We start from the raw sequence: 25,776 nt of genomic DNA, 5'->3' as shown, positions 1-25,776 counted from the left end.
GGAATTTATCCTAAATAGATATCCAATAATCCGTCCGGAATTTGAACCAACATTGCTTTTTCTTCGCGGTTAAGTTCTAAAATCCATTCGTCTATCATTGGAATTAAGATTTCTTTGCCTTGTGCATCCACTTCAAAATAAGCTTGTGCAGCAGAATCGTTTACAGCTTTTATGGTACCAACTTCAGTATTTGATTGGTCAAAAATTGTAAATCCGATAATTTCGTGATAGTAGAAATCTGTTCCAGATAATTCTGGTAATGTAGTTAAAGGAAGATAAACTTCACGATTTACTAATCGTTCAGCTTCTTCTGGAGTAATATCTTCAAACTTCACTAATAATTTAGTTCCTTGATAAGGCTGAGAAGTTTCAAAGAAAAAAGGAACCAGTGTTCCATCTTGCTCGATGAACACTGCTTCCAAAGTATCGTATAATTCGGGTTCGTCTGTATCCAAATGAATGATTAAATTACCTTTAAAACCATGTTTCTTAGTAACTTTACCTAAATAGTAACAATCATTCTTTGTCATTGGATCTTTTCTTGAACTTATAAATTATTCTTCTGTAGCAACTTCTTCAGTTGTACCTTCTGTTTCTTCAACAGTAGTTTCTTCAGCTTGTGCAGCAGCTTCAGCTTCTTGAGCAGCTTTAACACGAGCAGCATTTACAGCTTTCTCAGCATCTAAAGCAGCTAATTTAGCAGCAGTAGCATCAGCAGATAAACCGTCTTTTTTAGCTTGAATTTTAGCGTCTTTAGACTCTAACCAAGCAGCGAAACGAGTTTCAGCTTCTTCTTGAGAGAATGCTCCTTTAGCAACACCACCTAATAAGTGTTTCTTCATGTAAGCACCTTTGTAAGATAATAAAGCTTTAGCTGTGTTTGTAGGCTCAGCACCAGTTAATAACCATTTAACAGCAGAATCAACGTTTAATTCAACAGTTGCAGGGTTAGTAATTGGGTTGTAAGTACCTAATTTTTCGATGAAACGACCATCACGTCTTGCTCTTGAGTCAGCAACTACGATGTGAAAGAATGGTTTTCCTTTACGACCATGTCTTTGTAATCTAATCTTTGTAGCCATAGTATAACTAATTATTATGGGATCTCGTCCCGTTTTACAATTTGAGGTGCAAAGATATAAATTTTATTTGATATAATATTTATGTATAAAAAATTCAGAATTAAATAAATTCTTGCTTTTGAAGCTTTTCCATAAAGAAATCATAAAGAGTACGATTTCTATGGATAATTTTTTTATAGAAGGGTATTATTTTAGTCTATACAATTGTTGTTCAGGTTTTTTGATTAAATGTTAAATGAAAGAATTTGTAAAAGTTTTTATTATTTTTAAAAAATGATTTTTTGAGCAATTAAAAGATGAAAAGGATTTATAAAATTGTAGGTTTAAGTTTGCTTCTTTTACTATTTTTTAAAAGTTGTCGAACTAAAACACAGTCTACAATGAAAGATAATGAGAAATCGATTGAAGATTCAATCTCAGAGAAAAAAAGAAAATTAAAAGAGAAGTTTCAAAAAATGGATGTAAACAAACATTCTGAAGATGAAGCTCCACCGATTAATCAACTTGAAGTAAAATAAATATAATAAATTAACAAGAATTAACATGAAGAAAAAACTACTTTCTTTAGCATTGATTACCCTTGTATATGGAGGAGTTAATGCTCAAACTACTGAACGTCTTAAAGAAAATTTTAATGCAGAAACTATTAATAAAAATACTTTAGTTGATAGCTATCAAGCAAAAGGTGGATCAACTTTTTTACAAGAGAAAAAAGATGTTATCACTGAAATTTCTAAAGATCATATTGCAATAGTTCAATCTGATGATTTTCGTGCTAATAATGCATCTAATATCGAGCAATTACAAGCTGGAGCTGTCGGTGGTTTTGCGCTAAATGGTGAAAACATGAGCATTGCAATTTTTGATGGTGGAACAGTATTGTATAATCATAACGAGTTTAGAGACTTAGCTAATCCAGGTCAATTTCGTATTATCGATTTAGAAAATGGTGCTCAAGGTCTTAGTTCTCACGCAACTTCTGTAGCAGGTTTTATCATGGGAGAAGGTCGTGGAACTGTATTCAATATCCCAAATATTGCAAAAGGAGTACTACCTAAAGCTGTTGTAAAGCACGCAGGATTCGCAGATACATCAAATGGAAATCGTTTCACAAAGATTTTAGAATATGGTGAGTATATTTCCAATCATTCGTATGGAGTAAACAATGGTTGGTCTTATGATAGTGCAGGATCTCTTGGAGCTGGTTATTATTATCCAGTTAATACTACAATTATGACAAGTCCTTCACAAACATTAGCAGGAGCTTATCAATCAAATGATGCAAATATTGATATGATTGTGTATGCTGATCCTAAATTTTCGATTGTAAAATCTTCAGGAAATTATTTTGGTACTGTTCCAGGACCAAATGATGCGAAATACAGATGGGGAAATGGAGCCTATACAACTTTTGCAGAAGGTGAAATAGTTCCAGTAGCAAATTGTGCGTCAGGTGCATATTGTATCGGAAACGGATCATTAGCAAAAAACATTATAGTTGTTGGAGCTATAGATTTACCATTAGATCAATCGACTTATAAATTTGCTAATTCAGCAGAAATTAAACGTTCGAGCTATAGTAGTGCAGGACCTAGAAAAGATGGTGCAATTAAACCTGATTTAGTAGCTGTAGGAACTCAAGTTATTTCAGCGACAATTTCAAGTACAAATCCAGCATCTCTTGGTACATACACAAGAGGAAATGGAACTTCTTATTCAGCTCCAAAAGTTACAGGAGCAATTGGATCTATAACTCAATTAAAACGTTTATTATCGAATGATAATGAATTCTATTTCTATGCAGATGAAGTCAAAGCTATTTTAACTCATACTGCAATGGAAGCGGGTAATCATGATGGGCCAGATAACTGGCACGGATGGGGATTACTTGACGGATTAAAAGCTGCTGAAGTAGTTTTATCAACGCATAATAATGAAGATACTTTAGAGAGAAAAACTAAAGTTTCTGGAGTAAATGATGAAAAAGTTGTTTCAGGGCGTGAAGGTGAAGAATTAAAAGTTACAATTTCTTGGATTGATCCAGCAGCTGAATTTGCAGCAGGAACTTTAGATCGTATGAATGACACTTCTTCTAAAATTGTAAATGATTTTGATTTACGTGTAATTGATACAGAAACTAACGAAGTTTATTTTCCTTGGAAATTAGATTTATCTAATCCGATTGGTGCAGCTGTTAAAGGTGATAATACAGTAGATAATATTGAACAAGTTGTTATAAATACGCCAGTAGCTGGTCGTAATTACAAAGTTGTAGTTTCTAACAAAGGACAATTAGTAAATGATGAAGGTGTAGCAGCAGACCAATATTATACGTTATTAATTACTGGTGCTAATGCAGAAGTTTTATCAACTACAGATATTGCATCTAAAGATAAAGTTTCTGTTTATCCAACGGTAGCCAAAGATGTTGTGAATATAGTTACGAAAGCAACAATTCAATCAGTAGATTTAATTGATTTAACAGGAAAATTAATTTCTACATCTAAAACTGAAAAAGTAAATGTATCTTCTTTACCAAGTGGTGTTTATGTATTAAATATTACAACAGATGAAGGAGTAACAAGTAAAAAAATTGTAAAACAATAACTTTCAAAGTTGAAATAATTATAAAAACTTCAATAGCTTTAAGCTGTTGAAGTTTTTTTATGAAATCAATTTATTACATACTTTTATTTTTAATGTTTCCGTTGCTAGGAAATGCACAAGTACAACTGATTTACTTTACAGATGCACATCAATTATACGAGTTAGACGATGTTGTTGGAGGTAGAGGTGGAGTTGCACGATTAAAAACTGTTGTTGATTTAGCGAAGAAAGAAAATAATCAAACAATAACCATTCATGGTGGTGATTTTGTTGGTGGAGTGCTTTATGGTGGAATTTATAAAGGAGAGCATATGTTGCCAGTGTTTAACCAGATTCCAGTTGATTTATTTAATTTCGGACAGCACGAATTTGATTATGGTGTAGATCATCTTACAAAATTAATGCAGTCTACAAATGGTCAGTTTTTTACTTCTAATTTAATCAATGAAAATGGACGACCATTTAATGAATTACCTTCTTACATCATAAAGAAAATTAAAAATCAAACGTTGCTTTTTATCGGATTAACAGATCAGATGGAAACAACGAAGAAAGATGCAAGAGTTCAGCAAGCTGATTTATTTTCGTCTGTAGAAAAAGTTTTAAAATCTGTTGATTTAACTTCAATTGATCAAATTATTGCGGTAACGCAAATGGATTTAGAAAAAAATAAACAATTAATTCATCAATTTCCACAAATAAATCTTGTATTAACGGAAGAGTTAGAAGAATATCACACCCAAATTCATTATCAAAATAATGTTCCAATAATTGCAACTGCGGGTAACATGAGTTCGGTTGCTAAAGTTAATTTGTCGCAGAATAAAAATCCAATCATAGAAATTATTGCTTTAGATTCTAAAGTTAATTATGATCGAAAATTCAGGGAAATGGAACTTAAAGTTAAAGTAAGAGTTGATGCCATTTTACAAGAAAATTTAGCAGAATTAAAAGTTGATTTAGATGCGTTCGAAAGTTTAAAAAAAAGAATCTCTTGCAGGGAATTTAATAACCGATGCAATGAGAAATCATTACAAAACAGATTTGGCTATTATAGATGGTTCTGGTATTCGCAAAAGTGTAAGTAAGGGAGATTTTACTTTGGAAAAAGTTAGAACGCTTTTACCTTTTGGAAATAAAATAGTTGTTGTGAAATTGTTGGGTAAAGATTTTAAAAAGTTTATTCATTCTTATTTATCTAATTCAAAACCAAAATTGATTCAGATTTCTGGAGCAACATATCAATGGAATCCTGAAACAAAAGAACTTGTATTTGATGATATAAAGGATGATTTTTTATATAGCTTGTGCTTAAATGATTATAATTTTGGTAAATTAAGTACTTACGATGAGGTTTTAATCGATTCAAATCACATCGATTCTTTGGAAGATTATATCGTTTTAAAGCAGTATATTCAACAATTAAAAATCATAAATCCTACAATCGAAAATAGAATTACAATTACTCATGAATAAGAATGAAATTTTAAAAGAAGTACAATCTTACATCAGAAAGACTTTTTTAGAGGAAGGAACAGGACACGATTATTTTCATATAGAGCGTGTTGTTACAAATGCAAGAAAGATTATAGAAAAAGAAAATGCTGATCCATTTTTGGTAGAATTGGCAGCATGGGTTCATGATATTGGTGATTATAAATTACACGATGGTGTTGATAAATCGAAAGAATTAATAACTAGTTATTTGGAATCTTTGTGTTTAGACGATTCGTTGATTAATCAAGTGAATGAAATTGTATCTCAAGTTTCTTATAGTAAAGGAAATAAACCGACAACTATAGAAGCAGAAATTGTACAGGATGCGGATCGTTTAGATGCTATTGGCGCAGTTGGTATAGCGCGTTGTTTTGCATACGGTGGAAGTACGGGGAATATATTATTTAATCCAGAAGATAATTCTAAAAACGCTTCAAGTATTCAGCATTTTTATGATAAATTATTCAAATTAAAAGACTTGATGAATACGAAAACAGCAAAAGCTATAGCAGAAGAACGTCATGCATACATGGAAGGTTTTGTGCAACAGTTTTATAAAGAAGTCAATTTTTAAACTCATCAGAAATCTAACGATGATTTAATTTTCTATTTAAATTTCTAAAGCTAATTATTAAAATGAATAAATTTTTAGGATTATTATTCCTCCTTTTTAGCGCATATTCTTGTACGTCTGCTAAAAAGCATAATGCACACATGAATCGAGAAATTTCTGTTGATGAATTGCACAAAGACATCGAATTTGCAAAGAAGAAGGTATTATCAAAACATGTTGATGTAGATTGGTATTATTCTAAAAATGAAATTTCAAACAAGATTGATAGTTTTAGAAAATCGGTAAATTCACCGATGAAACCGAATGATTTTTCGAGAGAATTTTCCCGTGTTGTAGCTTCATTAGGTCATGGCCATACACATATTACATCTTTGGGGAGACGTTTTGAAAAAGAAGAAAAAAAGAAATATAAAGATTCAAAAGGTCCAATTGGTTTACTACAATTCAAATCTTTAGATAATCGTTTAATTTTAGAAAAAAGTTTTTCAAAAGACACAACAATTGCTATAAATTCAGAAGTTTTAGCCGTAAATATGATCAATTATCAAGATTTCTATAATCAATACAAAGATTTTAGAAAAGGCGATGGTTATATTACAACTTTTCAAAAACATTATTACGGTCGTTATTTTTCAAATTATCTGTCACGCGAACTTGCTCCACAAGATTCTTTGGTTTTAACCTTAAAAAAGAACGATTCAATATTTACACAAATAGTAAAAAGAGAATATACAAAGAAGGATAAAAATGTAAAAGATGCTGTAAAAAAAGATACGGTAGAAACAGAAAAAAAAGTAGAACCTAAGAAAAAAATAACGAAAGAAGAAAAGTTAATTGCGATTCAAAAAGCGAAACATAAGAGAGAGGTTAACAAGTCTTTTGCTTTTCAAAAATCAACAAAATCTTATTTAAGAGAATTACAATTTCCAGTTAAAAATGATTCCACAATAGCTGTTTTAAAGATTAAATCTTTTACTGCAGGCTATCATAAAAAAGCTTATAAATTTATTTTTGATTCGATTCAAAAACACAACGTTCAACATCTAATTTTAGATATTAGAAATAATGGAGGTGGTTATCCAACTGATATTAACCATTTATATTCATTTTTAACAACACGAGATGAGCCTCAAATGGTTATAACGAATGATGTAAAAGTGAATTCAAAAACAGCTAAAGCAGCTCTTAATTTTCGTAATCCAAACATTATAAGTCATACTTTGTTTTTACCATTTTTTATAGGAAATTCGATTAACGATTTCTTTAGAACGCACAAAAAAGATGATGCTTATTATTATCGAGTGAATAGTAAGAAACAGATGTTAAACGAAAATAATAAATACAGAGGAAATTTGTATGTTTTAACAAATGGAATGTCTTATTCAGCTTCATCAATTATCGCTGCTTCGTTACAAAACGAAGGTAAAGCAATTTTTGTAGGAGAAGAAACTGGAGGTGATTACAATGGAACGGTTGCGGGTGTTACAGATTTTTATAAATTACCAAATTCTAAAATAAAATTAGGAATTGGAATGATGACATTTACGCCAAATACTTCCAGAGAGTTAAAAGGTCGTGGAGTAATTCCGAATGTCCCGATTGATATTACTTTTGATGATTTATTACAACAAAAAGATCCACAATTAGAATGGATTTTGAATAATATAGAAGCTGGAAATAAGTAATGAATAAAATTGTTTTTGTTTTAGGATTACTTCTAATGTACGGTTGTCAGTCGGTTAGTCGATTCAATGCGCATATTGAAAAAGATATTCCCGTTGATCAACTGCAACAAGACGTGGATTATATTTATAAGAAATTGAAAAAAAATCATGTGAAGCTAGATTTGTATCTTCCTCAAGATTCGATTGATTATAAGTTTGATTCTTTAAAACAGTCTTTTCATAAACCCTTAAAACCAAACGAGTTTTATACTAAGATTCAACCTGTGATTCGAAAGCTTCGTCATGGCCATACAGATGTGATTCCGCTCTTTAGAAAATCGGAAAAAAATGAGTTGAAAAGAATTAAAAATTCTGTTGGACCATTTGGTCAATTAACTACTTATTGGGAGAAAGATTCATTATACGTTTTAAGTACTTCTGAAAAGGATTTAGGTATAAAACCAGGTTCTATAATTTTAAAAATTGATTCGATTTCGCCCTATTATTTGAAAGAGAAATACAAGAATACTTTTTATGGTGATGGCTTTAATGAAACCTATTTTGAGAATCGCTTAAATCGTAATTTCTTTAATTATTTTTATACCTTAGAATCGCAAGTGAAAGATTCTATTTTATATACTTTTTCGTACAATGGAGAATCTTATCAAAAGATAATCGGTAGAAAATTTGAAAAGAAAACAGAAGAGAAAAAACATCAAAAAGACACAATAAAAATTGCTGTTACAAAGCCTAAAGTTGATGCTCCGAAAATTAAAAATTTCCAATTTTCTTACAATAAAGTATCAAAATCTTATGCCAAAACGTTGTCATTTCCTACAAATGATAGTGCATTTGCTGTTTTAAAAGTTTCGACATTTAGTTATGGCAAATATAACGATGACTATAAAAATGCTTTCCAAATAATTAAGGATTATAAAGTTAAGAATCTTGTTTTAGATCTTCGCAACAATGGTGGTGGTCGCTTGGCAGATTCGTATCAACTATTTTCTTATTTTGTGCCTAATCAACACGATTATTTAGGTGAACAATTAGTGGTGAATTCCTCTTCTTTTCAACGAGCAATTGTAAACGTTTTTCCAAATGTTACATTGCCATTGGCTTATCCAATTTCTTTGGTTTCTTATGGAATTACTTCAAAAAATCAGAAAAATGAAAACTATATCAAACCAGCTTTAAGTCGCATAAAATCGACTAAACCAGAGAATGTTTATAACGGTAATTTGTATGTGATAATCAACGGCGGATCATATTCTGCTTCGGCTATAATTTCCTCAAATTTGAAAGGTTTTAATAGAGCTTATTTTGTTGGTGAAGAAACAGGTGGTGATGCAAATGGAAGTGTAGCAGGTTTAATGCCGAAATACAAATTGCCAAATTCAAAATTAAAGTTACAAATTGGCACAATTTATTTGAAACCGAATTATTTTGAAACGGATACGATAGGACATGGAATTTATCCTCACAAAGAAATTAAAACTACTTTTAAGGATAAACTAAACAAAGTTGATCCACAAATTCGTTGGATTTTAAATGATATTAAAAATGATAATATTGAATTAAAATCAGTTGTGAAGTAATTTTTTAATTCATTATTGAATCCATTTTATTTAAAAATGAATAATTCTTCAGAATTCCATTATGTCCTTGCCCAATTATAGGATAAAAATTCACATTTTTATTCTTCAACTCACTTGCTAATTTTTTCGCGTGATGAATCGGAATTAATTGGTCTTCATCTCCGTGAAAAATAGTGATAGGAGCTTTGGATTCTTTTAAATATTGGTTTGATTCTAAAGGGTATTTCAGAATAAATATTGGTAAGAAAGGGATTTTTTCTTTTGCTAAACTTTTAAAACTATAAAATGGTGAGGCTAAGACCACATTTCTTGGATTATTTTTCGAGGCTAAATATGATGCAGGTCCAGATCCAATTGAATAACCTAAAATGATAATTTCATTTTCAGGATGTAAAGTTTTTAAAAAGTCATATCCAACTTGTGCATCATTCAGAAATTGATTTTCACTAAATATTTTCCCTCCACTTTTACCAAATCCCCGATAATCAATCATAAAAACATTATAATTTTTCCTTGTAAAATGTGGAGCAACATCGCCCCAACCACTTAAATCACCCGAATTTCCGTGTAGAAAATATATAACACCTTTTGGTTCTTTTGCATAAAAATATAAACTGTTTATGGTGTCTTTTTGTTCAGTAAGAATTGAAATTTCTTCATGATTTTCATCAAATCTGTAAGTATAATCTTTTGGTAATTTAGTCGGATGAAAGATGAGTTTTTCTTGATAAAAATAAATCAACGTAAAGGCAAGAAGCACGATTCCCAAGAAGAAACTAAATATTTTTAAAAGGATTTTATTCATTGAAGTTCAAAACTTAAAGGTATTATTTTTTCAATAATTTCTTAAGGATTTTATAGCGTTTTGAATGAATGATTTTTCCTTCATCTGTAATCAATAAAGCAGCATAATTCTGTTCTTTATTTATTAATTCTAGTCCTTTTTCTAATCCTAAAACCATGAGTGATGTTGAAAATCCGTTACACATTTCAGCATTAGGACCTATAACCGTTACGCTTGTTAAACCAGTTGAAGGCATTCCAGTTTTAGGATTGATAATATGCGAATAACGAACATCATCAATCAGAATAAATTTTTCATAATCGCCTGAAGTTGTAACAGCTCCATTTTTCATAGTGAGAATATCCGCTGTTTTTTGTCGATGAAAAGGATTTGTAATTCCTATTTTCCAAAGTTTTTTATTGGGTTGATTTCCCCAAGTTGTTATATCTCCAGAAGCATCAATTATTCCTGCATTTATGCCAATATTTTGTAAAAATTCTTTTGCTTTATCAGCCGCATATCCTTTTCCTGTTGATCCAAAACCAATTTTCATTCCTTTGTTTTTTAGGAAAATAGTAGAATTTTTCTCGTCGAGAATAATGTTTTGATATCCAATATTTCTGATTGCTTTCTGAATATTTACTTGACTTGGAATTTCTTCCATTGTCCCATCAAATTTCCATATTTTATCCATTGCAGCAAAGCTGATATCAAAAGCTCCATTAGTAATTTCGGAAAAATAAATGGCGCGTTTAGTTATTTCAAAAACTTCACGATCTACTTGCACTGGTCTTATTCCCGCGTTTTGATTAATTTCTGAAACTTGTGAAGTGGGTATCCAATCTGAGATTAAATTTTCAATTCTGATTATTTCATCTATAGCTTTGTTAATGTTTTTTTCGACTGAAATAGAATCTTTATCGACTAATGTGATTTTAAATTTGCTCCCCATCAAAATAGAATCTCTAATTCCAACAACTTGTGCATTTGAAGGAATTAGAGAAAAAAATAGTATAAAAATGAGTGTGTATTTTTGAATGGATTTCATTGTTTTAAAATGAATTTGAGGTTCTCTTAAAAATTTACTTAATAACAATCTGTTAAAAACTGACCATTAGTTTTAAAATCATTAAAAGATTGGTTAAGGTGTGATTGACAAATTTCTTCCAATACCTTTTCGATATCGTGTTGCATCGCTAATGCACCACAAATCATAATAATTCCACCATTTTTTAAAGTTTGAGCAAAAAAATCATCATCTCGCTTAACTAAGTCCATAACATATTGTCTATTTTCTTCGCGGGAAAAAGCGAAGTGAAATTCATTTAATTGTTTATTCTGAATTTGCTTTTGCGCGAAATTTTGATATTCTTTCGAAATGTGATTATTAAATCGTAAACCCGTGTACAAATAAGTTTCAATCTTGTTTTTGTTTTCATCAATCATTCCTAAAAATGGTGCAATTCCTGTCCCATTTGCAATCATAATAACTTTACTCGCTTTTTTAGGAAAATGGAATGCTTTATTCTTTACAATTCGGGCTTTAATTGTGGTGTTTTCTGATAAATTATGCAAAAATTGAGAACCCAAACCAAATTCATGTAACTTAACAATTAATTGCATTTTGCTATCAACTTTTCCTATCGAATACAAACGTTCGCGGTGATCATGAGCTGGATAAATGGCTAATAAATCACCTGATTGATACTTTATTTTGGAGTCAAATATAACTTTGAAAGTTGCATCTTCTGTTGATGTTTTAGTTACTTTTTCTACTTTAATATTTTTCAATCTCGGAGCTTTACCAGCGTATAAAGCAGGAGTAGAAGCAAGTTGAATTTCAGTAATTTCGTTCCAAGCATTTACCCAATTTGTAAATTCTTCAGGCGACTTATCGTTGATTGTTTTTAATTCAAGTAATCGAGTTGCCCAAGCTTGTTTTGCTAGTAATTGATCCACTTTTATAGCGTATCCACAAAATTCTGAATATGCTATAGATCCAAATCCGATAACAGAGAAACTAATGTTATTTTTTTGAGGATTTTTTATAACTAATTCTTCAAATTTTTTGGCATTTGTAGGTGCATCACCTAATCCGTAAGTAGAAGTTAAAATTATTATGTTTTTAGCATTTGGATATACTTCGTATTGATTCATTTGTGCCATGTACGATTTTTGGCCATTGGCTAAAAACTGCGCATGAATTTTATTTGCAAATCCTAATGTTGAACCATTTTCTGAACCAACTAATAATACGATTTCGGCTTGATTAGCAGTGTATTTATTCTTTCCAATTTTAGTACGTGTACGTTTTATTGTAATTACAAATCCAGACCAAATAAAGAATAGGATATTTAAAGAAGCAATACCTAAAATTGCTGCCCAAATAACGTTAGTTCGACCAGTATGTAAATCGATATTGAATTTTTCTACAATAGCTGAATAAGGATGAATTGATTCTGAAATAATAGAACCATTCACTTGATTTATTGTTACAGTTTTCTTTCTTAAATGTACAATAAATGGTTCGGCTTCGTCATCAGGAATAAATGGAAATTCTATCTTTTCGACCTTGCTTAATTTCGTGTTTTGAAAGAATTCGATTTCTTTCAATTCTTTTGCGGGTAAATTTTCTTTGATTTGATGTTCAACTTCAGTAGGTTTTCCGATCAAAGGTTCTAATCGAGCTAAGAAAATAAATGTTCCGGTTAATGCGATGATGAAAATTGGTATTAATAACCAACGACCAGTAACAACATGAAAATATTGGGAGAAGGAATCTTTGTTCACTTTCGTGAAAAAGTTTTTAATTCCTTGCTGTCTTTTAATTACTAAGATTAAACCACTGATAGAAATTAGTAATAATAAAAACGATACAACACCTACAATAGCACGGCCTGTTTCCTTTAAAAATAGGGAACGATGTAAAGAAGTTATCCAGTTGATGAAATCACTTTTCGGAACAATTTCACCTAATTTTTTTCCAGTAGATGGATTTATATATGCTTGGAAAGAATTTCCATTTTCGTCCATGGCGTCAATCGTAACAAAATCGTTATGATCCACTTTTATTTCTAATATTTCAAAATAATTCTCGCGCAATGTCGGTATGACTTGCGCGAGCGTTAAATTTTCAAAATTATCAACTTTGTATGCAGGCGATTTTTCATTAATTGCATCAACAGCTAAAATAACTCCAGTAATCGATAAGATTATAAGAAAAGCTGAAGATAGTATTGCAAGTGCTAAATGTGCATATCTCCAAATAGATAATGTCATTTTTATTGTACTTTAATAAAGCGAACTGCTTTGATGTATTCTGTTCCTTTAATACCAGCCTTGTTGTCTAAAGCGGCAGATGTTAATGCAATTTCAGCATCTTTAACTACATATTTTTGAGTCTCCACTGCAGATTCGAATCGGATTTTGTAACCTTTATTAAGTTTAGCTGTATCAAATTCGATTACTCGAGTTGCTCTTGCTCCGCCAGCAACAGAAGCTCCAGTAATTCCGTTTAGTTTTTCTTTCTTCTTGCTATTAAATTTGTGCCATTCTTTTAAAGTATTGTACCATTCGTTATCAGGTCCAAGAACTGCTAAAGTTTTTTCGTATTGTCCTTTAGGATTGATCAATGAAATCACTACATAGGCTTCTTTACCTGTGTAATTTTCCATCTGAATCATGGTTTTATATTTTGTTGTTTGCGCAAAAGTGGCAGTAGCCATTAATAGTACAACTAATCCAATTATTTTTTTTAATACGTTAAATTTCATCTTCTTAATTATTTTAAAAAGTCAGCAGATACATTATTTTTTGATAAGAAATCGTTTTGAGAAGCTAAATCATAAGCAGTTTCATCGAATTCAGTTTTTAAGTCTTTTTTAGCTCCAGCTTTTACTAACGCTTTTAAAACGATGTCATCTTTAGCGATTAAAGCAGCTTTGTGTAGTGCAGTATTTCCGTCTTCATCTTGTGCATTCACATCAATACCTAATTCAATTGCTTTATTCACTAATTCTATATTTCCTTTGTCTACAGCCAAATGCAATAATGTTGAACCTTTGTGTTGTTTTGCTTTAAAATCCACTCCGTTTTTGGATAGAATTTCATGCTTTTTAAGGAATGCTTCATCTTTTGGTTTGAATGAATTAAACCAATGTGCTGCTAAACTGTTTCCTTCTTTATCAATAAGATTAGTTTTAGCTCCATTTTGAATTAAAAAAGTAACGATTTCTGGAGTGCCAGTAGCAACAGCTTTTGTAAGTGCAGATTCAACTTTATTATTTACAATATTTATATTGTTTGTTTTACTTAAAAATAATTTAACTAATTCTGAATTTTTACCTGAAGAAGCTATCATTAAAGCAGTGTTTCCTTCTTTGTCAATAATTTTAGCATCAGCACCTTTTGCAATAAAATAATTAATAATATCTAGATTACCACGACGAGCTAAAGCATGAAGTATGGTTTGCCCTTCTGGATTTAAAGCTTTTGGATTTAATTTATATTTATTTACCAATTCTTCGTAAACTTCTAAACCATTTTCCTTAGTTCTTGATCCTTGCGTAGCAAAAAATAAAGCTTGATCTGTAGGTTTTATTCCTTTCGCAACTAACTTATCAATAATAGTAAGGTTTCCTAATTTCGCTGCATAATCAGCAACAGTACGTCCTGCATTGTCTTTTTCTGATAGTGCTAATCCTTTTGATACGAAATATTCTGTAATCTTTAAATCCTTATCGTTTGCGATGGATTCCATGATTAAATTAGAACCACTTTCACTTTTAATTTTAGGATTTGCACCTGCTTTAATTAATGCATCATAAACATCTAAATTGCTATTCCCAACACTTGCAGCGTAAGTAATAACATCATCACCATGACTGTCAATGTAATTTACATCTGAACCTTTAGCTAATAAATAATTTACTAATTCTAAATTTCCAGCTGCAGCCGCCCATTGTAAATAAATACGTGAATGATGTGTTTTTTTATCAACAGAATTTCCTTCCTGATCAATTAAGAATTTGATTACTTCTAAATCTGCTTTATTGTTAATTGCAATTACTACTGGGTCAAAAAATCCACCATTCTGAAAGGAAGGATCATTTCCTTTTGAAATCTCATTTTTTACAGCTTCAATTGTTGGATTTTTCTTCCAAAAAGCTGCATCCATTAACGTATTTGTTTGAGCTTGTATAAATGATGTTATCAAGACCGCAACAGTAATGAATATTTTTTTCATATGATAGTGTATATGTAATTAATTATTATTTAGACTAATTTTATTTAGAGTCAAAAATAGGATATTATTTATAATAATTCTAAACATTAATTATAAATATTCTAAATAATGAATTATATCATTAAATGTGTAAATTTTATATAGGTCTGTAAATTAATAGATTAAATTATTTACAGATAATTAAATTTATTTGGACTTAATCCAAATAAATATTAGGTTTGGGAAAAATTTAACAATGATTAAGAAACTAACCTTCTATTTATTACTCTTATTAACAAATCAAATTTATGCGCAGCATTCTATTTCTGGATCGGTTTACGACAATAATAATCAAATTGTAGAAGCATCAGGAATCCAGTTGTTACGTGATGAAACTTCAAAATTTACAAAATCAGGGAAAGATGGTAAATACAAATTTACTGATGTAGCTAATGGAGAATATTCGTTAAAAGTTACAGTCGGAGATCGAGAAGAAGTTTTCTTTATTACGGTAGATAATAACGATTTGGTTTATGATGTCGAATTATCGGCTGCAGAAAATATTAAATTAAAAACAGTAGAAATACGTAAAAACAAATCACTAAAAAAAGAGATTGAAAATAAAGGATTTGCAGCAAATGTGATCGAAACTAAAGAAGCATCGAAAAGAAATATTCAAACAAACGAATTGTTGGATCGTACGGTCGGCGTTCGTGTTCGTCAAAGTGGTGGTGTAGGTTCAAGTGTTGAGTATAATCTAAACGGAATGTCTGGTCGTTCAGTTGGTGTTTTTTTAGATGGTATTGATGTTTCAACTTATGGTTCATCTTTTAATTTAAATAATATTCCACCCGCAATGATTGAAAGGATTGAAGTGTATAAAGGTGTTTTACCTGCACATTTGTCTGGAGATTATTTGGGTGGAGCAATTAATATTATTTTAAAAGAAGGTATCTCTCAAAATAGTCTATCAGCAGCAATTTCGTACGGATCTTTCAATACGTTTCAAACTGATATTAACGGAATGTATCGAAACAAATCGAATGGATTTACCACTCGTGTTTCAGCTTTTTATACATATTCTGATAACGATTATGAAATTTTCGGAAAGTTTGCCCATATCACTGAACAAGACGGTAGTACAACTTACGGTAAATACAAAAGATTTAATGATGCGTACAAAACGTATGGAGGTAGAATTGAAGCGGGTTTTACAAACGTAAAATGGGCTGATAGTTTTTTTATTGGGTTGAATTCTACACACGCTTACAAGGAAATTCAACACGGATTATACATGACAAGACCTTACAAAGGTCGTTTCACTGAATCGGATGCAAACGTATTTAGTTTGGTGTATAAAAAGAAGGATTTCTTAATCAAAAATTTAGATTTAAACTTTACGGGTAATTACAGCGACAGAGATCAATATATACAAGATACGGTTACGTGGTCCTATAACTGGGACGGAAATATTCAGCTAGACGTTAATGGAAATCCAATGAGAAGACGCGATGGTGGCGCTCAGCAAGGAAAACCTCAAATGTTAACTGTTAATAGAAAAATTTATACGTTTCGTGCGGGTTTAAATTATAATATTTCGGATCAACATCGAATCTCTTTCAACCATAATTTTTATACGCTTGATAGACATGATGATGATAAAATGAAGCATGTTTTAGAATCGAGAATGGAGTCAAACAGTGATTTAACAAAACATGTAAGTGCTTTAAATTACGAAGCTGAATGGTTTACTAAACGATTAAGAACAAATGTTTTTGGTAAATTTTATCACCAGCAAACAAATACATATCGTCCCAAACTTGTCAATGATGTTTTTTCAATCGATTACTTACAAAATAATAAAGAAGTTTTTGGTTACGGACTTGCAACTTCATATGCTTTATCTAAAAAATTTAACATCTTATTTTCTGCAGAAAGAGCTGTAAGAATGCCTGATGCAAGAGAAATTTTTGGTGACGAGGCCGATAATGTTGCTGCAAATCTTGGAATAAATCCAGAGGTTAGTCACAATTTTAATTTAGGTTTTAGAACTTCAAATTACAAATTCGGAAATCACGAATTAGCACTTTCAGCCAATGGATTTTTACGCAATGTAAAAGATCGAATTGTGCAAAGAGCAGAACGTACAACATCTAACCAAAGTGCCGAAGTGCAACCTTTTGAAAATTTAACAAAAGCAAGATCAATTGGTTATGAAGCGGAATTGAATTACATCTATCAGAAAAATCTAAATATTGTTTTGAATTTCTCAAAATTCAATTCGCTTTTCATGGACAAAAATTCACAATACTACAAAAGTCAAGTTCCGAATGAACCTTTTTTCACATTTAACGGAAATGTGCAATATCGTTTGAAAGATTTACTTCAAAATCAATCAGTTTTAAATGTTTATTATTCATTTAATTATGTTGATTCCTTTAACACTGTTTGGTACAAAAACAACTATTTCTGGACACCTGTTCAATTTTCTCAAAATATAGGTTTGAGTTATAGATTTCCTAACAAAAATTTTATTGTCAGTTTCGATGCTAAAAATATTTTCAATGCAGAGGTTTATGATAATTATGCTGCACAAAAGCCAGGTAGAGCCTTCTATTTAAAATTAAATTATACAATCAATAAATTATAAAACAAACAATTATGAAAAAGAAATTCTTTAGAATTTTAATGTGTAGTGCATTTTTTGTACCATTAGCAATGATAAGTTGTAATGATGATGATGCAGGAGCAGGAAATGAAATCGTAAATCCAACTAATGAAAGATATTTAACAATTGGTGGTGCATTAATGCAAACTGAACCTGGTGATGGGAACGGCGGAATGATGGTCTACAGTGTAAAAAGATCAGATGCGATTAACCCTAATCATACGATTAATGTCTTCGACCAAGGATTCCCTGTAAAATCTGCTCGTACTGCTCGAATACAATCATCTAACGATGGAAAATATTTATACAATATTCAATATACTGGCGCTGATGGAGGTGTTTTTAATAAATATCAAGTAAATGGTGGAGATTCCTTTTCGATGGTTGGTTCTGAAATTCGAACAGATTCTTATGTTGGAACTTCTCCACGTTGGGCAAAAGCAGAAGAAAGTACAGGAATTGCGGTTAACATAGGTAATGTGATAAACTTATTTAATGGGGAAGGAACTAACGCAACATATTTAGGTACGAAAGGTACAGCAGCAGTAATTTCTTTAGATTTAAATAATCCAAGAATTAAAGCTTCTGTTGAGTATGATCTTCGTTTATCAGCTGCAGAGGAAGTGCAAGGTTATCACATTTTTCGTTTAGATGCTCCGGTTGTGAACAAAGCAGGGAATAAAGCGTACATCGGGACATGGATGCGTAAAATAAATCCAGAAACTTTGGCTAATCAATCAACTTTTGAGCGTTTAGGAACTAAAACTGTGGTTGTAGATTATCCTTCATTACAAAATCCACGTATCATCACTTCTACAATTTCAACTGGAGATAATAGTGGATATAGAAGTCCAATGTCTTACGTTGCTTCTGACGGAAATGTTTATCAGGCAACTCACCGAGAAAATTCAGGTGGTTCTTACATTCTAAAAATAGGACAGAACAACGAATACGATAATTCGTACAATTTTAGTTTGGATCAAAAATTAGGAGTTACTAATAGTTATATTGAAACTTGGAAATACGCAGGAAACGGAATTGGATATGCTATTTATTCGATTTCTGTTAACGGTTCTCGTACAGGTGGTTATATTGCACGTTTGGATTTAAATAATAAAACTGCGACAAAAGTAACTTTACCAAATGAAGCAAACTTAGATTTTAGCCAATACCAAGGAATCACAGTTGTGGGTGATGAAGTTTTTGTAGCTGTTGCAGAAACTGGTCAAAATGGTAATATTTATGTTATTAATTCTCGTACTAATCAAGTAACAAAAGGTGCGCAATTGATTAATAAGCCAGGTAATCGTTATATCGGAATTTATTAATTATTTAATAGATTTATTTTAAAAAAGGGATTGCTAATGCAGTCCCTTTTTAATTTTTATTCTGGTCTTCTTGGACCATTTTCTCTTGATTTCAGTATGTTTTCAACGTCTTCTAATTTAAATCCTTTCGCTTTTAAAAGAATTAAATAGTGATACATCAAATCGGCTGCTTCACCTAAGAATAAGTCGTCGTTGTTGTCTTTGGCTTCGATCACAATTTCAACGGCTTCTTCACCGACTTTCTGCGCAATTTTATTGATTCCTTTGTTGTATAATTTATACGTGTATGAATCTTTGTCTTCCGCTAAATCGATTCGATCATTAATCGTTTGTTCTAATTCATAAACAAATCCACGATTCGAAACTTCGTTGAAACAAGTTGTAGAACCTGTATGACACGTTGGTCCAAAAGGTTTTGCTTTGATTAAAATTGTATCGTTGTCGCAATCAATCGCGATGGATTTTACTTCTAAAAAGTTTCCTGATGCTTCACCTTTTGTCCATAATCTATTTTTTGAACGAGAATAGAATGTTACTTTTCCTAATTCTTCTGTTTTTGTAAAAGCTTCTTCGTTCATATAACCCAACATCAACACTTGATTGTTGAGGTAATTTTGAATAACAACAGGAACTAATCCGTCGTTACTTTTTGTGAAATCGATTTTCATCGTATCGGAATGTTTTGTTCTTTTAAATAATTTTTAAGCGTCGGGATTGGAATTTCACCAAAGTGAAAAATACTTGCGGCTAACCCTCCACTTGCTTTTGTTTCGGTAAAAACTTCGGTGAAATGTTCCATTTTTCCTGCTCCACCAGAAGCAATCACCGGAAGATTTACCGCATCAGCAACCGCTTTTGTAATATCAATTTTGAAACCAGCTTTTGTTCCATCACCATCCATTGAGGTTAATAAAATCTCACCAGCTCCTAATTCTTCCACTTTCTTTACCCAATCTAACGTTTCCCAATCGGTTTCAATTTTTCCACCGCTGACAAACACTTTTTGCGTTCCATTGACGTCGCGAGTATCTACTGCAACCACCACACATTGGGATCCAAAACGAGCCGCTAAATCAGCCACCAATTGAGGATTTTTCACCGCAGAAGAATTTACAGATACTTTATCTGCACCTGCTTGGATTACAGCCGAAGCATCTTCAACCGAATTGATTCCGCCACCAACTGTAAATGGAATATTTATCGCCGCCGCAATTTTCTTAACCATTTCAGCTAAGGTTTTACGTTTTTCAATTGTCGCTGTAATATCCAAAAACACCAATTCGTCAGCGCCTTCTTCTACATATTTCTTTGCCAATTCTACTGGATCTCCGGCGTCGCGTAATCCTTCGAAATTAACTCCTTTTACTGTTCTTCCATCTTTGATGTCGAGACAGGGGATGATTCTTTTCTTCAGCATAATAGTTACAAGTTCTAAGTTCTAAGACGTAAGGTTTTAAATTACTTCTTAGCAACTGAACTACTTTAATTATAATTATTTGAACACATTAGATCTTAAGTCCTAGAACCAAAGTTGTCGTTCTTTGTAAACTTTTCGTAACCACTTAACAATCTTCCAACTTCTTCAGTCAACGGAAAAATTTCATCGTAAATAGTTTGAGTAATATATGCTAGATCTTTAGATAGTAATAAAAAATATTTCACTTCTTCTAAAGATCCTATTGAATGACTAAGAAAACTAAGTTTATGAGCAGTTGTACTTTTCTTTCTTCCTTCAACAATATTTGCCGGAATAGAATATGCCGCTCGCCTAATTTGACTTGTAATACCAAATATTTCTTCTCTTGGGAAGTCCTTGGTAATCTCATAAATTTTCAAAGTTAATTCGTGAGATTTCTGCCAAACAACTAATGATTCGAAATTTGTTGCCATTGTATAAGTTATTATTTCATTAATTTACAAAATATAACCTTAGACCTTAGAACATTCGACTTAGATCTTTAAGATTAATTCTTCCTTCGTAAATCGCTTTTCCTAAAATCGCTCCTTCACAACCTAATTCTTTTATTTTAATTAAATCGTCGATGGAAGAAACGCCTCCAGAAGCAATTAATTTGACGTCTGCAGCAGCTAAGATTTCTGCATACAATTCGTTCGATGTTCCTTGCAACATACCATCTTTAGCAATGTCTGTACAAATGACATAATCAATTCCTTTTGCTTTGTATTCTTGGATAAAATCAATCACATCTAATTCAGAAGTTTCTAACCAACCGTGTGTCGCAATTTTACGATCTTTGGCATCAGCTCCTAAAATGATTTTTTCGCTTCCGTATTGCGCAATCCATTCTTGAAATAACGTCGGATTTTGCACAGCAATACTTCCACCTGTTATTTGATTCGCACCACATTCAAATGCAATACGAATATCATCATCTGCTTTAATTCCTCCACCAAAATCAACTTTTAAATTGGTTTTAGAAGCAATTAATTCTAAGGTTTTATAGTTGATGATTTGCTTTGATTTCGCACCATCTAAATCCACTAAGTGTAAATATTCGATTCCGTAATCCTCGAATTCTTTCGCAACTTCTAATGGATTTTCGTTGTATATTTTTTTTGTATCGTAATCGCCTTGTGATAAACGAACGCATTTTCCGTCGATAATATCTATTGCTGGGATGATTCTCATAATGCTAAAAAGTTCTTCAATATTTGTTCCCCAATTCCAGCTGATTTTTCCGGGTGAAATTGAGTGGCGTAAAAATTATCTTTATTCAAAGAAGCTGAATATTCTAAAATATAATTGGTTTTAGCAATTGTATATTCTGAAAGTTCGCAGTAAAAACTGTGTACATAATAAATATCCGAGTTTTCTTCTATTTCGCTGTATAAAGATGTTTTTAAATCGTAAATGGTATTCCATCCCATATGTGGAACGATTTCCGTTGATGGAAATAATTTCACCTGAATTGGAAAAATTCCTAAACAATCTGTATTTCCTTCTTCCGAAAAAGCACACATCAATTGCTGACCTAAACAAATTCCTAAAGTTGGTTGTTTTAAGTTTTTTATGACTTCATCTAAACCTTTTTCTTTTAAATAAGTCATCGCAGAACTCGCTTCTCCAACACCAGGGAAAATTACTTTATCTGCATTTTGCAAGGTTTCAAAATCGTCTGTAATTACCGCTTCGTAACCCAAACGAGTTACGGCATTGTAAACCGATTTTACATTTCCTGCGTTATATTTTATAATCGCAATCATTATAACATTCCTTTTGTTGAAGGTAAAATCATTTTTTCTGGATCACGCTTTACCGCAACTTTAATCGCTTTCGCAAACGCTTTAAAAATTGCTTCGATTTTGTGGTGTTCGTTTGTCCCTTCCGCTTTAATATTTAAGTTGGCTTTTGCTCCATCAGTAAATGATTTAAAGAAGTGATAGAACATTTCCGTTGGCATTTGACCAATCATCTCACGGTTAAATTCAGCTTCCCAAACTAACCAGTTTCTTCCACCAAAATCAATTGCAGCTTGTGCTAAACAATCGTCCATTGGTAAAGTGAAACCGTAACGTTCGATTCCTAATTTATTTCCTAAAGCTTGAGCAAAAACTTCACCTAAAGCAATGGCTGTATCTTCAATCGTGTGGTGTTCGTCAACTTCTAAATCTCCGTCAACTTTAATCACTAAATCCATTTGCCCGTGACGCGCAATTTGATCTAACATATGATCGAAAAAGTGTAAACCAGTCGAAATATCTGATTTTCCTGTTCCGTCTAAATTTAAGTCGATTTTAATTTTTGTTTCATTGGTATTACGAACAATTGAAGCTGTACGATTTTGTAATTTTAAGAACTCGTAAATCTCTTTCCAAGAAGTTGTTTTTAATGCAATTGCCTCATTCAAACCTTCATTATCTTTAATTTCGTCAGCTCCTAAAGCTTCATCATTCGCAATAAAAATTCCTTTTCCACCTAAATTCTGCGCTAATTTTACATCGGTAATACGATCTCCAATTACAAAAGAATTTGCTAAATCATATTCCGGATTGTTGATGTATTTTGTTAATAAAGCTGTTCCAGGTTTACGTGTTGGTGCATTTTCGTATGCAAATGTTTTATCGATGTAAATATCTTCAAATTTTACTCCTTCGTTTTCGAATGCTTTTACTACGAAATTTTGAATTGGCCAGAACAATTCATCTGGATTTGAAGGTGTTCCTAAACCATCTTGGTTCGTTACCATCGCTAATTCGTAATCCAATTCTTTTGCAATTTTACCTAAATAAGTAAATGCTTCTGGATAGAATTCTAATTTAGAAAAGCTGTCTACTTGATAGTCAGCCGGCTCTAAAATCATTGTTCCATCTCTATCTATAAAAAGTACGCGTTTCAAAGTTATATTGTTTTAAGTGTTTGTATTAATTTTTGATTTTCCTCTGCTGTTCCCAAGTTGATACGTAATGCATTTGGAATTGAAGGAAAACGTTTGCTTGTTAAAATCTGATTTTCGACCAATTTTAGATAGATTTCTTCTGCATTTTTGAATTCAATTAAAAAGAAATTCGCATCCGAATGATAAATCTTAATGACTGATTCGATTTGAGATAATTGAGAATAGAATAGCTCTTTTTGTTCTATCAAATACGCTAAATTCGTTTCGAAAGTTTCCACTTGATCTAAACCAATTAACGCCTTTTCGATATTAATAGCACTAATATTGTAAGGCGATTTGGTACGATTGAATAAGCTAATGATAAATTCAGAAGCCAAAGCCATTCCGATTCTCAAACCTGCCATTCCCCAAGCTTTAGAAAGGGTTTGAAGAACGATTAAATTATCATATTGATTCAACTTTGAAACCATTGATGCTTTAGCCGAAAACTCAATATATGCTTCATCAATCACCACAATTCCATCAAAATTTTCGATATAAAATTCTAAATCTGAAATCGAATTTCCTATTGGATTATTCGGCGTACATAAGAACAAAACTTTAGCGCCACTATCTTTAGTTTTCGCTAAGAATTCTTCTTTCGTCAATTGGAAATTTTCGTCTAAATCCAATTCGATGACTTCATTTCCGTTCACGCTTGCATAAAATTCATACATCGCAAACGAAGGTTTCATTACCACAATTTTATCTTCGTTTGGACGACAAAAGATTTTAATGATTAAGTCAATCAACTCATCACTTCCGTTACCAACTGCAATTTGAGTAGAAGGAACATTCTTAATTGAAGAAAGCTTTTCTCTTAAAACTTTTTGTGTAGAATCTGGATAACGATTGTAATCTCCGAAAGGATTTTCATTCGCATCTAATTTCGTGTAATCTGATGTATCGAAAGTATCTCTAAAACTGACGTAAGGTTTTAAAGCTAATATATTGGGACGAACGTATTTTTCGATTCTATTTTCCATATTTTTTTAAAGTTCTTAGTTCCTAGTTGTAGATTTTAAGGCTTGACTATTCTAATTTATCCTTAAGTCTTACGCCTTATAACTTAAGTCTTGTAGTCGTAAGGTAACCGCATTTTTGTGCGCAAATAATTCTTCAGCTTCTGCCATAGATTCGATTGCAGGACCAATATTCTGAATTCCTTCTGCTGATAATTTTTGGAACGTAATTTTCTTGATGAAACTATCTAAAGAAACTCCCGAATAATTCTTCGCGTAGCCATTTGTTGGTAAGGTATGATTGGTTCCAGAAGCGTAATCTCCAGCCGATTCACACGAATAGTTCCCTAAGAAAACCGAACCCGCATTGATGATAGTTGGAATAAAATCTTCAGCTGTTTCGCAAGCGAAAATTAAGTGCTCAGGTGCGTAAATATTCGAGAAAGCAACACATTCTTCGATAGAATTTAAAACTATTCCTCTTGAATTTTCTAAAGCTTTAGCCGCTAACTCTTTTCTTGGTAAAATTTCTAATTGCGCATTGATTTCTTCAATCGTTTCGTTTAACGTTTGCTCATTTGTTGTTAATAAAATCACCTGAGAATCAATACCATGCTCCGCTTGAGACAATAAATCTGCAGCCACATATTTAGGAACGGAAGTTTCATCTGCAATGACTAATACTTCACTTGGACCTGCAGGCATATCAATCGCCACTCCAAAATTTTGAGCCACTTGTTTCGCAGCCGTTACGTATTGATTTCCTGGACCAAAAATTTTATCAACTTTCTGAATCGTTTCTGTTCCAAAAGTTAAAGCGCCAATCGCTTGTATTCCTCCAACTTTGTAAATTTTTTCAATGCCGATTAAGTTCGCTGTATATAAAATTGCAGGGTGAATTTTACCTTCTTGATTAGGAGGTGTACATAAAATAATGTTTTGGCAACCCGCTAATTTCGCAGGAATTCCTAACATCAACGTTGTTGAAAATAATGGAGCTGTTCCGCCAGGAATGTAGATTCCAACATTTTCGATTCCGCGAGATTCTCTCCAACAATTAACCCCTTTTGTTGTTTCAATTACTTTCACTTCCTCACGTTGTACCGCATGGAATTTTTCAATATTAGAAGCTGCTATTTGAATCGCTTGTTTTAAATCTTCGGAAATTAAATCTTTGGCTTCTTCAATTTCTTCAATCGAAACTTCTAAAGAAGTTAATCGAACTTTATCAAATTGTTCTGTAAAGTCAATTAATGCTTGATCTTTTTCTTTTTGAATTTTTCCAAAAACATCTAAAACGATTTTTTGTAAATCTTGCGCTTCTTTCGTTGGTCGAGAAGTCAAAGCTGACCAATCTGAAAGTTGTGGGTTTATATAGGTTTGCATCTATT

General features: G+C 31.8%; 24 protein-coding genes. 9 read left to right on the top strand and 15 right to left on the bottom strand.

The window, feature by feature from the left end; all coding sequences use genetic code 11:
- Window positions 1-5: 5 nt before the first annotated feature.
- Window positions 6-530, bottom strand: a complete 525-nt coding sequence (gene rimM, locus J9309_RS03690) for a ribosome maturation factor RimM (RefSeq protein WP_230477160.1) — start codon at window positions 528-530, stop codon at window positions 6-8.
- 24 nt (window positions 531-554) lie between these two features.
- Window positions 555-1,082 (bottom strand): 30S ribosomal protein S16, encoded by a 528-nt coding sequence (locus J9309_RS03685; RefSeq protein ID WP_230477159.1) that lies wholly within the window; start codon window positions 1,080-1,082, stop codon window positions 555-557.
- Window positions 1,083-1,462: 380 nt separating this feature from the next.
- On the opposite strand from J9309_RS03685, the gene J9309_RS03680 reads away from it, so the two are divergent.
- The 7 genes from J9309_RS03680 to J9309_RS03650 all read left to right on the top strand — a co-directional run bounded on the left by J9309_RS03680 (window position 1,463) and on the right by J9309_RS03650 (window position 9,022).
- A complete protein-coding gene (locus J9309_RS03680) occupies window positions 1,463-1,600 on the top strand; it encodes a hypothetical protein (protein ID WP_230477158.1) in 138 nt (45 codons plus the stop codon).
- A gap of 25 nt (window positions 1,601-1,625) precedes the next feature.
- Window positions 1,626-3,689: a S8 family peptidase gene (locus tag J9309_RS03675; RefSeq protein WP_230477157.1), complete on the top strand. Its 2,064-nt coding sequence runs from the start codon at window positions 1,626-1,628 to the stop codon at window positions 3,687-3,689.
- Window positions 3,690-3,748: 59 nt separating this feature from the next.
- Window positions 3,749-4,777, top strand: a complete 1,029-nt coding sequence (locus tag J9309_RS03670) for a bifunctional UDP-sugar hydrolase/5'-nucleotidase (RefSeq protein ID WP_230477156.1) — start codon at window positions 3,749-3,751, stop codon at window positions 4,775-4,777.
- Window positions 4,710-5,165 (top strand): 5'-nucleotidase C-terminal domain-containing protein, encoded by a 456-nt coding sequence (locus J9309_RS03665; protein WP_230477155.1) that lies wholly within the window; start codon window positions 4,710-4,712, stop codon window positions 5,163-5,165. The genes J9309_RS03670 and J9309_RS03665 overlap by 68 nt, the downstream gene beginning before the upstream one ends.
- Entirely contained in the window at window positions 5,158-5,760 is a 603-nt protein-coding gene (locus tag J9309_RS03660; RefSeq protein WP_230477154.1) for an HD domain-containing protein, read from the top strand. Before J9309_RS03665 ends, J9309_RS03660 begins: the two co-directional genes overlap by 8 nt.
- A gap of 62 nt (window positions 5,761-5,822) precedes the next feature.
- The gene (locus tag J9309_RS03655; RefSeq protein WP_230477153.1) at window positions 5,823-7,445 is read left to right on the top strand and encodes a S41 family peptidase; all 1,623 of its coding nucleotides are present in this window, start codon (window positions 5,823-5,825) and stop codon (window positions 7,443-7,445) included.
- A complete protein-coding gene (locus J9309_RS03650) occupies window positions 7,445-9,022 on the top strand; it encodes a S41 family peptidase (protein WP_230477152.1) in 1,578 nt (525 codons plus the stop codon). The genes J9309_RS03655 and J9309_RS03650 overlap by 1 nt, the downstream gene beginning before the upstream one ends.
- Before the next feature lie 4 nt (window positions 9,023-9,026).
- On the opposite strand, the gene J9309_RS03645 is transcribed toward J9309_RS03650, so the two are convergent.
- The 5 genes from J9309_RS03645 to J9309_RS03625 are packed head-to-tail and all read right to left on the bottom strand — an operon-like array spanning window position 9,027 to window position 15,051.
- Window positions 9,027-9,827, bottom strand: coding sequence for an alpha/beta hydrolase (locus tag J9309_RS03645; protein ID WP_230477151.1), 801 nt, complete (start codon window positions 9,825-9,827; stop codon window positions 9,027-9,029).
- A gap of 22 nt (window positions 9,828-9,849) precedes the next feature.
- On the bottom strand, window positions 9,850-10,854 hold the full coding sequence (locus J9309_RS03640) for an FAD:protein FMN transferase (protein ID WP_230477150.1): 1,005 nt from the start codon (window positions 10,852-10,854) through the stop codon (window positions 9,850-9,852).
- A gap of 38 nt (window positions 10,855-10,892) precedes the next feature.
- The gene (locus tag J9309_RS03635; protein WP_230477149.1) at window positions 10,893-13,085 is read right to left on the bottom strand and encodes a PepSY domain-containing protein; all 2,193 of its coding nucleotides are present in this window, start codon (window positions 13,083-13,085) and stop codon (window positions 10,893-10,895) included.
- 2 nt (window positions 13,086-13,087) lie between these two features.
- On the bottom strand, window positions 13,088-13,579 hold the full coding sequence (locus J9309_RS03630) for a DUF2271 domain-containing protein (RefSeq protein WP_230477148.1): 492 nt from the start codon (window positions 13,577-13,579) through the stop codon (window positions 13,088-13,090).
- Between the two features lie 8 nt (window positions 13,580-13,587).
- Entirely contained in the window at window positions 13,588-15,051 is a 1,464-nt protein-coding gene (locus J9309_RS03625; protein ID WP_230477147.1) for an ankyrin repeat domain-containing protein, read from the bottom strand.
- Between the two features lie 235 nt (window positions 15,052-15,286).
- Between J9309_RS03625 and J9309_RS03620 the strand changes: the two genes are divergently transcribed.
- Both J9309_RS03620 and J9309_RS03615 read left to right on the top strand, forming a co-directional pair.
- Entirely contained in the window at window positions 15,287-17,680 is a 2,394-nt protein-coding gene (locus tag J9309_RS03620) for a TonB-dependent receptor (RefSeq protein ID WP_230477146.1), read from the top strand.
- 11 nt (window positions 17,681-17,691) lie between these two features.
- Window positions 17,692-19,026, top strand: a complete 1,335-nt coding sequence (locus J9309_RS03615) for a hypothetical protein (RefSeq protein ID WP_230477145.1) — start codon at window positions 17,692-17,694, stop codon at window positions 19,024-19,026.
- A gap of 56 nt (window positions 19,027-19,082) precedes the next feature.
- Here the strand turns inward: J9309_RS03615 and hisIE are convergent, their stop codons facing one another.
- The 8 genes from hisIE to hisD form a co-directional block, all read right to left on the bottom strand.
- Entirely contained in the window at window positions 19,083-19,694 is a 612-nt protein-coding gene (gene hisIE, locus J9309_RS03610) for a bifunctional phosphoribosyl-AMP cyclohydrolase/phosphoribosyl-ATP diphosphatase HisIE (RefSeq protein ID WP_230477144.1), read from the bottom strand.
- Window positions 19,691-20,443: an imidazole glycerol phosphate synthase subunit HisF gene (gene hisF, locus J9309_RS03605; protein ID WP_230477143.1), complete on the bottom strand. Its 753-nt coding sequence runs from the start codon at window positions 20,441-20,443 to the stop codon at window positions 19,691-19,693. Before hisF ends, hisIE begins: the two co-directional genes overlap by 4 nt.
- A 95-nt stretch (window positions 20,444-20,538) precedes the next feature.
- Window positions 20,539-20,916 carry a four helix bundle protein gene (locus J9309_RS03600; protein ID WP_230477142.1) on the bottom strand — a complete coding sequence of 126 codons (378 nt, stop codon included), beginning with the start codon at window positions 20,914-20,916 and terminating at the stop codon, window positions 20,539-20,541.
- A gap of 46 nt (window positions 20,917-20,962) precedes the next feature.
- Window positions 20,963-21,676 (bottom strand): 1-(5-phosphoribosyl)-5-[(5-phosphoribosylamino)methylideneamino]imidazole-4-carboxamide isomerase, encoded by a 714-nt coding sequence (gene hisA, locus J9309_RS03595; RefSeq protein ID WP_230477141.1) that lies wholly within the window; start codon window positions 21,674-21,676, stop codon window positions 20,963-20,965.
- Complete coding sequence (hisH, locus tag J9309_RS03590; RefSeq protein WP_230477140.1) at window positions 21,673-22,251, bottom strand: imidazole glycerol phosphate synthase subunit HisH; 579 nt, start codon at window positions 22,249-22,251, stop codon at window positions 21,673-21,675. Before hisH ends, hisA begins: the two co-directional genes overlap by 4 nt.
- On the bottom strand, window positions 22,251-23,384 hold the full coding sequence (gene hisB / locus J9309_RS03585) for a bifunctional histidinol-phosphatase/imidazoleglycerol-phosphate dehydratase HisB (protein ID WP_230477139.1): 1,134 nt from the start codon (window positions 23,382-23,384) through the stop codon (window positions 22,251-22,253). The genes hisH and hisB overlap by 1 nt, the downstream gene beginning before the upstream one ends.
- Window positions 23,385-23,386: 2 nt before the next feature.
- Complete coding sequence (hisC, locus tag J9309_RS03580) at window positions 23,387-24,409, bottom strand: histidinol-phosphate transaminase (protein WP_230477138.1); 1,023 nt, start codon at window positions 24,407-24,409, stop codon at window positions 23,387-23,389.
- 69 nt (window positions 24,410-24,478) lie between these two features.
- Complete coding sequence (gene hisD / locus J9309_RS03575) at window positions 24,479-25,771, bottom strand: histidinol dehydrogenase (RefSeq protein WP_230477137.1); 1,293 nt, start codon at window positions 25,769-25,771, stop codon at window positions 24,479-24,481.
- Window positions 25,772-25,776: the final 5 nt, after the last annotated feature.

It is taken from the genome of Faecalibacter bovis, assembly GCF_017948305.1.
Classification (GTDB): domain Bacteria; phylum Bacteroidota; class Bacteroidia; order Flavobacteriales; family Weeksellaceae; genus Empedobacter; species Empedobacter bovis.
This window is presented reverse-complemented; position numbering and strand designations above follow the sequence as displayed.

Excerpts from the sequence above, each read along its gene's own strand:
- rimM (WP_230477160.1), bottom strand. The coding sequence starts at position 530 with ATGACAAAGAATGATTGTTACTATTTAGGTAAAGTTACTAAGAAACAT.
- J9309_RS03675 (WP_230477157.1), top strand. The coding sequence starts at position 1,626 with ATGAAGAAAAAACTACTTTCTTTAGCATTGATTACCCTTGTATATGGA.
- J9309_RS03615 (WP_230477145.1), top strand. The coding sequence starts at position 17,692 with ATGAAAAAGAAATTCTTTAGAATTTTAATGTGTAGTGCATTTTTTGTA.
- hisA (WP_230477141.1), bottom strand. The coding sequence starts at position 21,676 with ATGAGAATCATCCCAGCAATAGATATTATCGACGGAAAATGCGTTCGT.
- J9309_RS03600 (WP_230477142.1), bottom strand. The coding sequence starts at position 20,916 with ATGGCAACAAATTTCGAATCATTAGTTGTTTGGCAGAAATCTCACGAA.
- J9309_RS03640 (WP_230477150.1), bottom strand. The coding sequence starts at position 10,854 with ATGAAATCCATTCAAAAATACACACTCATTTTTATACTATTTTTTTCT.
- hisC (WP_230477138.1), bottom strand. The coding sequence starts at position 24,409 with ATGGAAAATAGAATCGAAAAATACGTTCGTCCCAATATATTAGCTTTA.
- J9309_RS03625 (WP_230477147.1), bottom strand. The coding sequence starts at position 15,051 with ATGAAAAAAATATTCATTACTGTTGCGGTCTTGATAACATCATTTATA.
- J9309_RS03655 (WP_230477153.1), top strand. The coding sequence starts at position 5,823 with ATGAATAAATTTTTAGGATTATTATTCCTCCTTTTTAGCGCATATTCT.
- J9309_RS03665 (WP_230477155.1), top strand. The coding sequence starts at position 4,710 with ATGAGAAATCATTACAAAACAGATTTGGCTATTATAGATGGTTCTGGT.
- J9309_RS03635 (WP_230477149.1), bottom strand. The coding sequence starts at position 13,085 with ATGACATTATCTATTTGGAGATATGCACATTTAGCACTTGCAATACTA.
- J9309_RS03660 (WP_230477154.1), top strand. The coding sequence starts at position 5,158 with ATGAATAAGAATGAAATTTTAAAAGAAGTACAATCTTACATCAGAAAG.
- J9309_RS03650 (WP_230477152.1), top strand. The coding sequence starts at position 7,445 with ATGAATAAAATTGTTTTTGTTTTAGGATTACTTCTAATGTACGGTTGT.
- J9309_RS03685 (WP_230477159.1), bottom strand. The coding sequence starts at position 1,082 with ATGGCTACAAAGATTAGATTACAAAGACATGGTCGTAAAGGAAAACCA.
- J9309_RS03630 (WP_230477148.1), bottom strand. The coding sequence starts at position 13,579 with ATGAAATTTAACGTATTAAAAAAAATAATTGGATTAGTTGTACTATTA.
- hisD (WP_230477137.1), bottom strand. The coding sequence starts at position 25,771 with ATGCAAACCTATATAAACCCACAACTTTCAGATTGGTCAGCTTTGACT.
- hisIE (WP_230477144.1), bottom strand. The coding sequence starts at position 19,694 with ATGAAAATCGATTTCACAAAAAGTAACGACGGATTAGTTCCTGTTGTT.
- J9309_RS03645 (WP_230477151.1), bottom strand. The coding sequence starts at position 9,827 with ATGAATAAAATCCTTTTAAAAATATTTAGTTTCTTCTTGGGAATCGTG.
- J9309_RS03670 (WP_230477156.1), top strand. The coding sequence starts at position 3,749 with ATGAAATCAATTTATTACATACTTTTATTTTTAATGTTTCCGTTGCTA.
- hisH (WP_230477140.1), bottom strand. The coding sequence starts at position 22,251 with ATGATTGCGATTATAAAATATAACGCAGGAAATGTAAAATCGGTTTAC.
- J9309_RS03680 (WP_230477158.1), top strand. The coding sequence starts at position 1,463 with ATGAAAGATAATGAGAAATCGATTGAAGATTCAATCTCAGAGAAAAAA.
- hisF (WP_230477143.1), bottom strand. The coding sequence starts at position 20,443 with ATGCTGAAGAAAAGAATCATCCCCTGTCTCGACATCAAAGATGGAAGA.
- J9309_RS03620 (WP_230477146.1), top strand. The coding sequence starts at position 15,287 with ATGATTAAGAAACTAACCTTCTATTTATTACTCTTATTAACAAATCAA.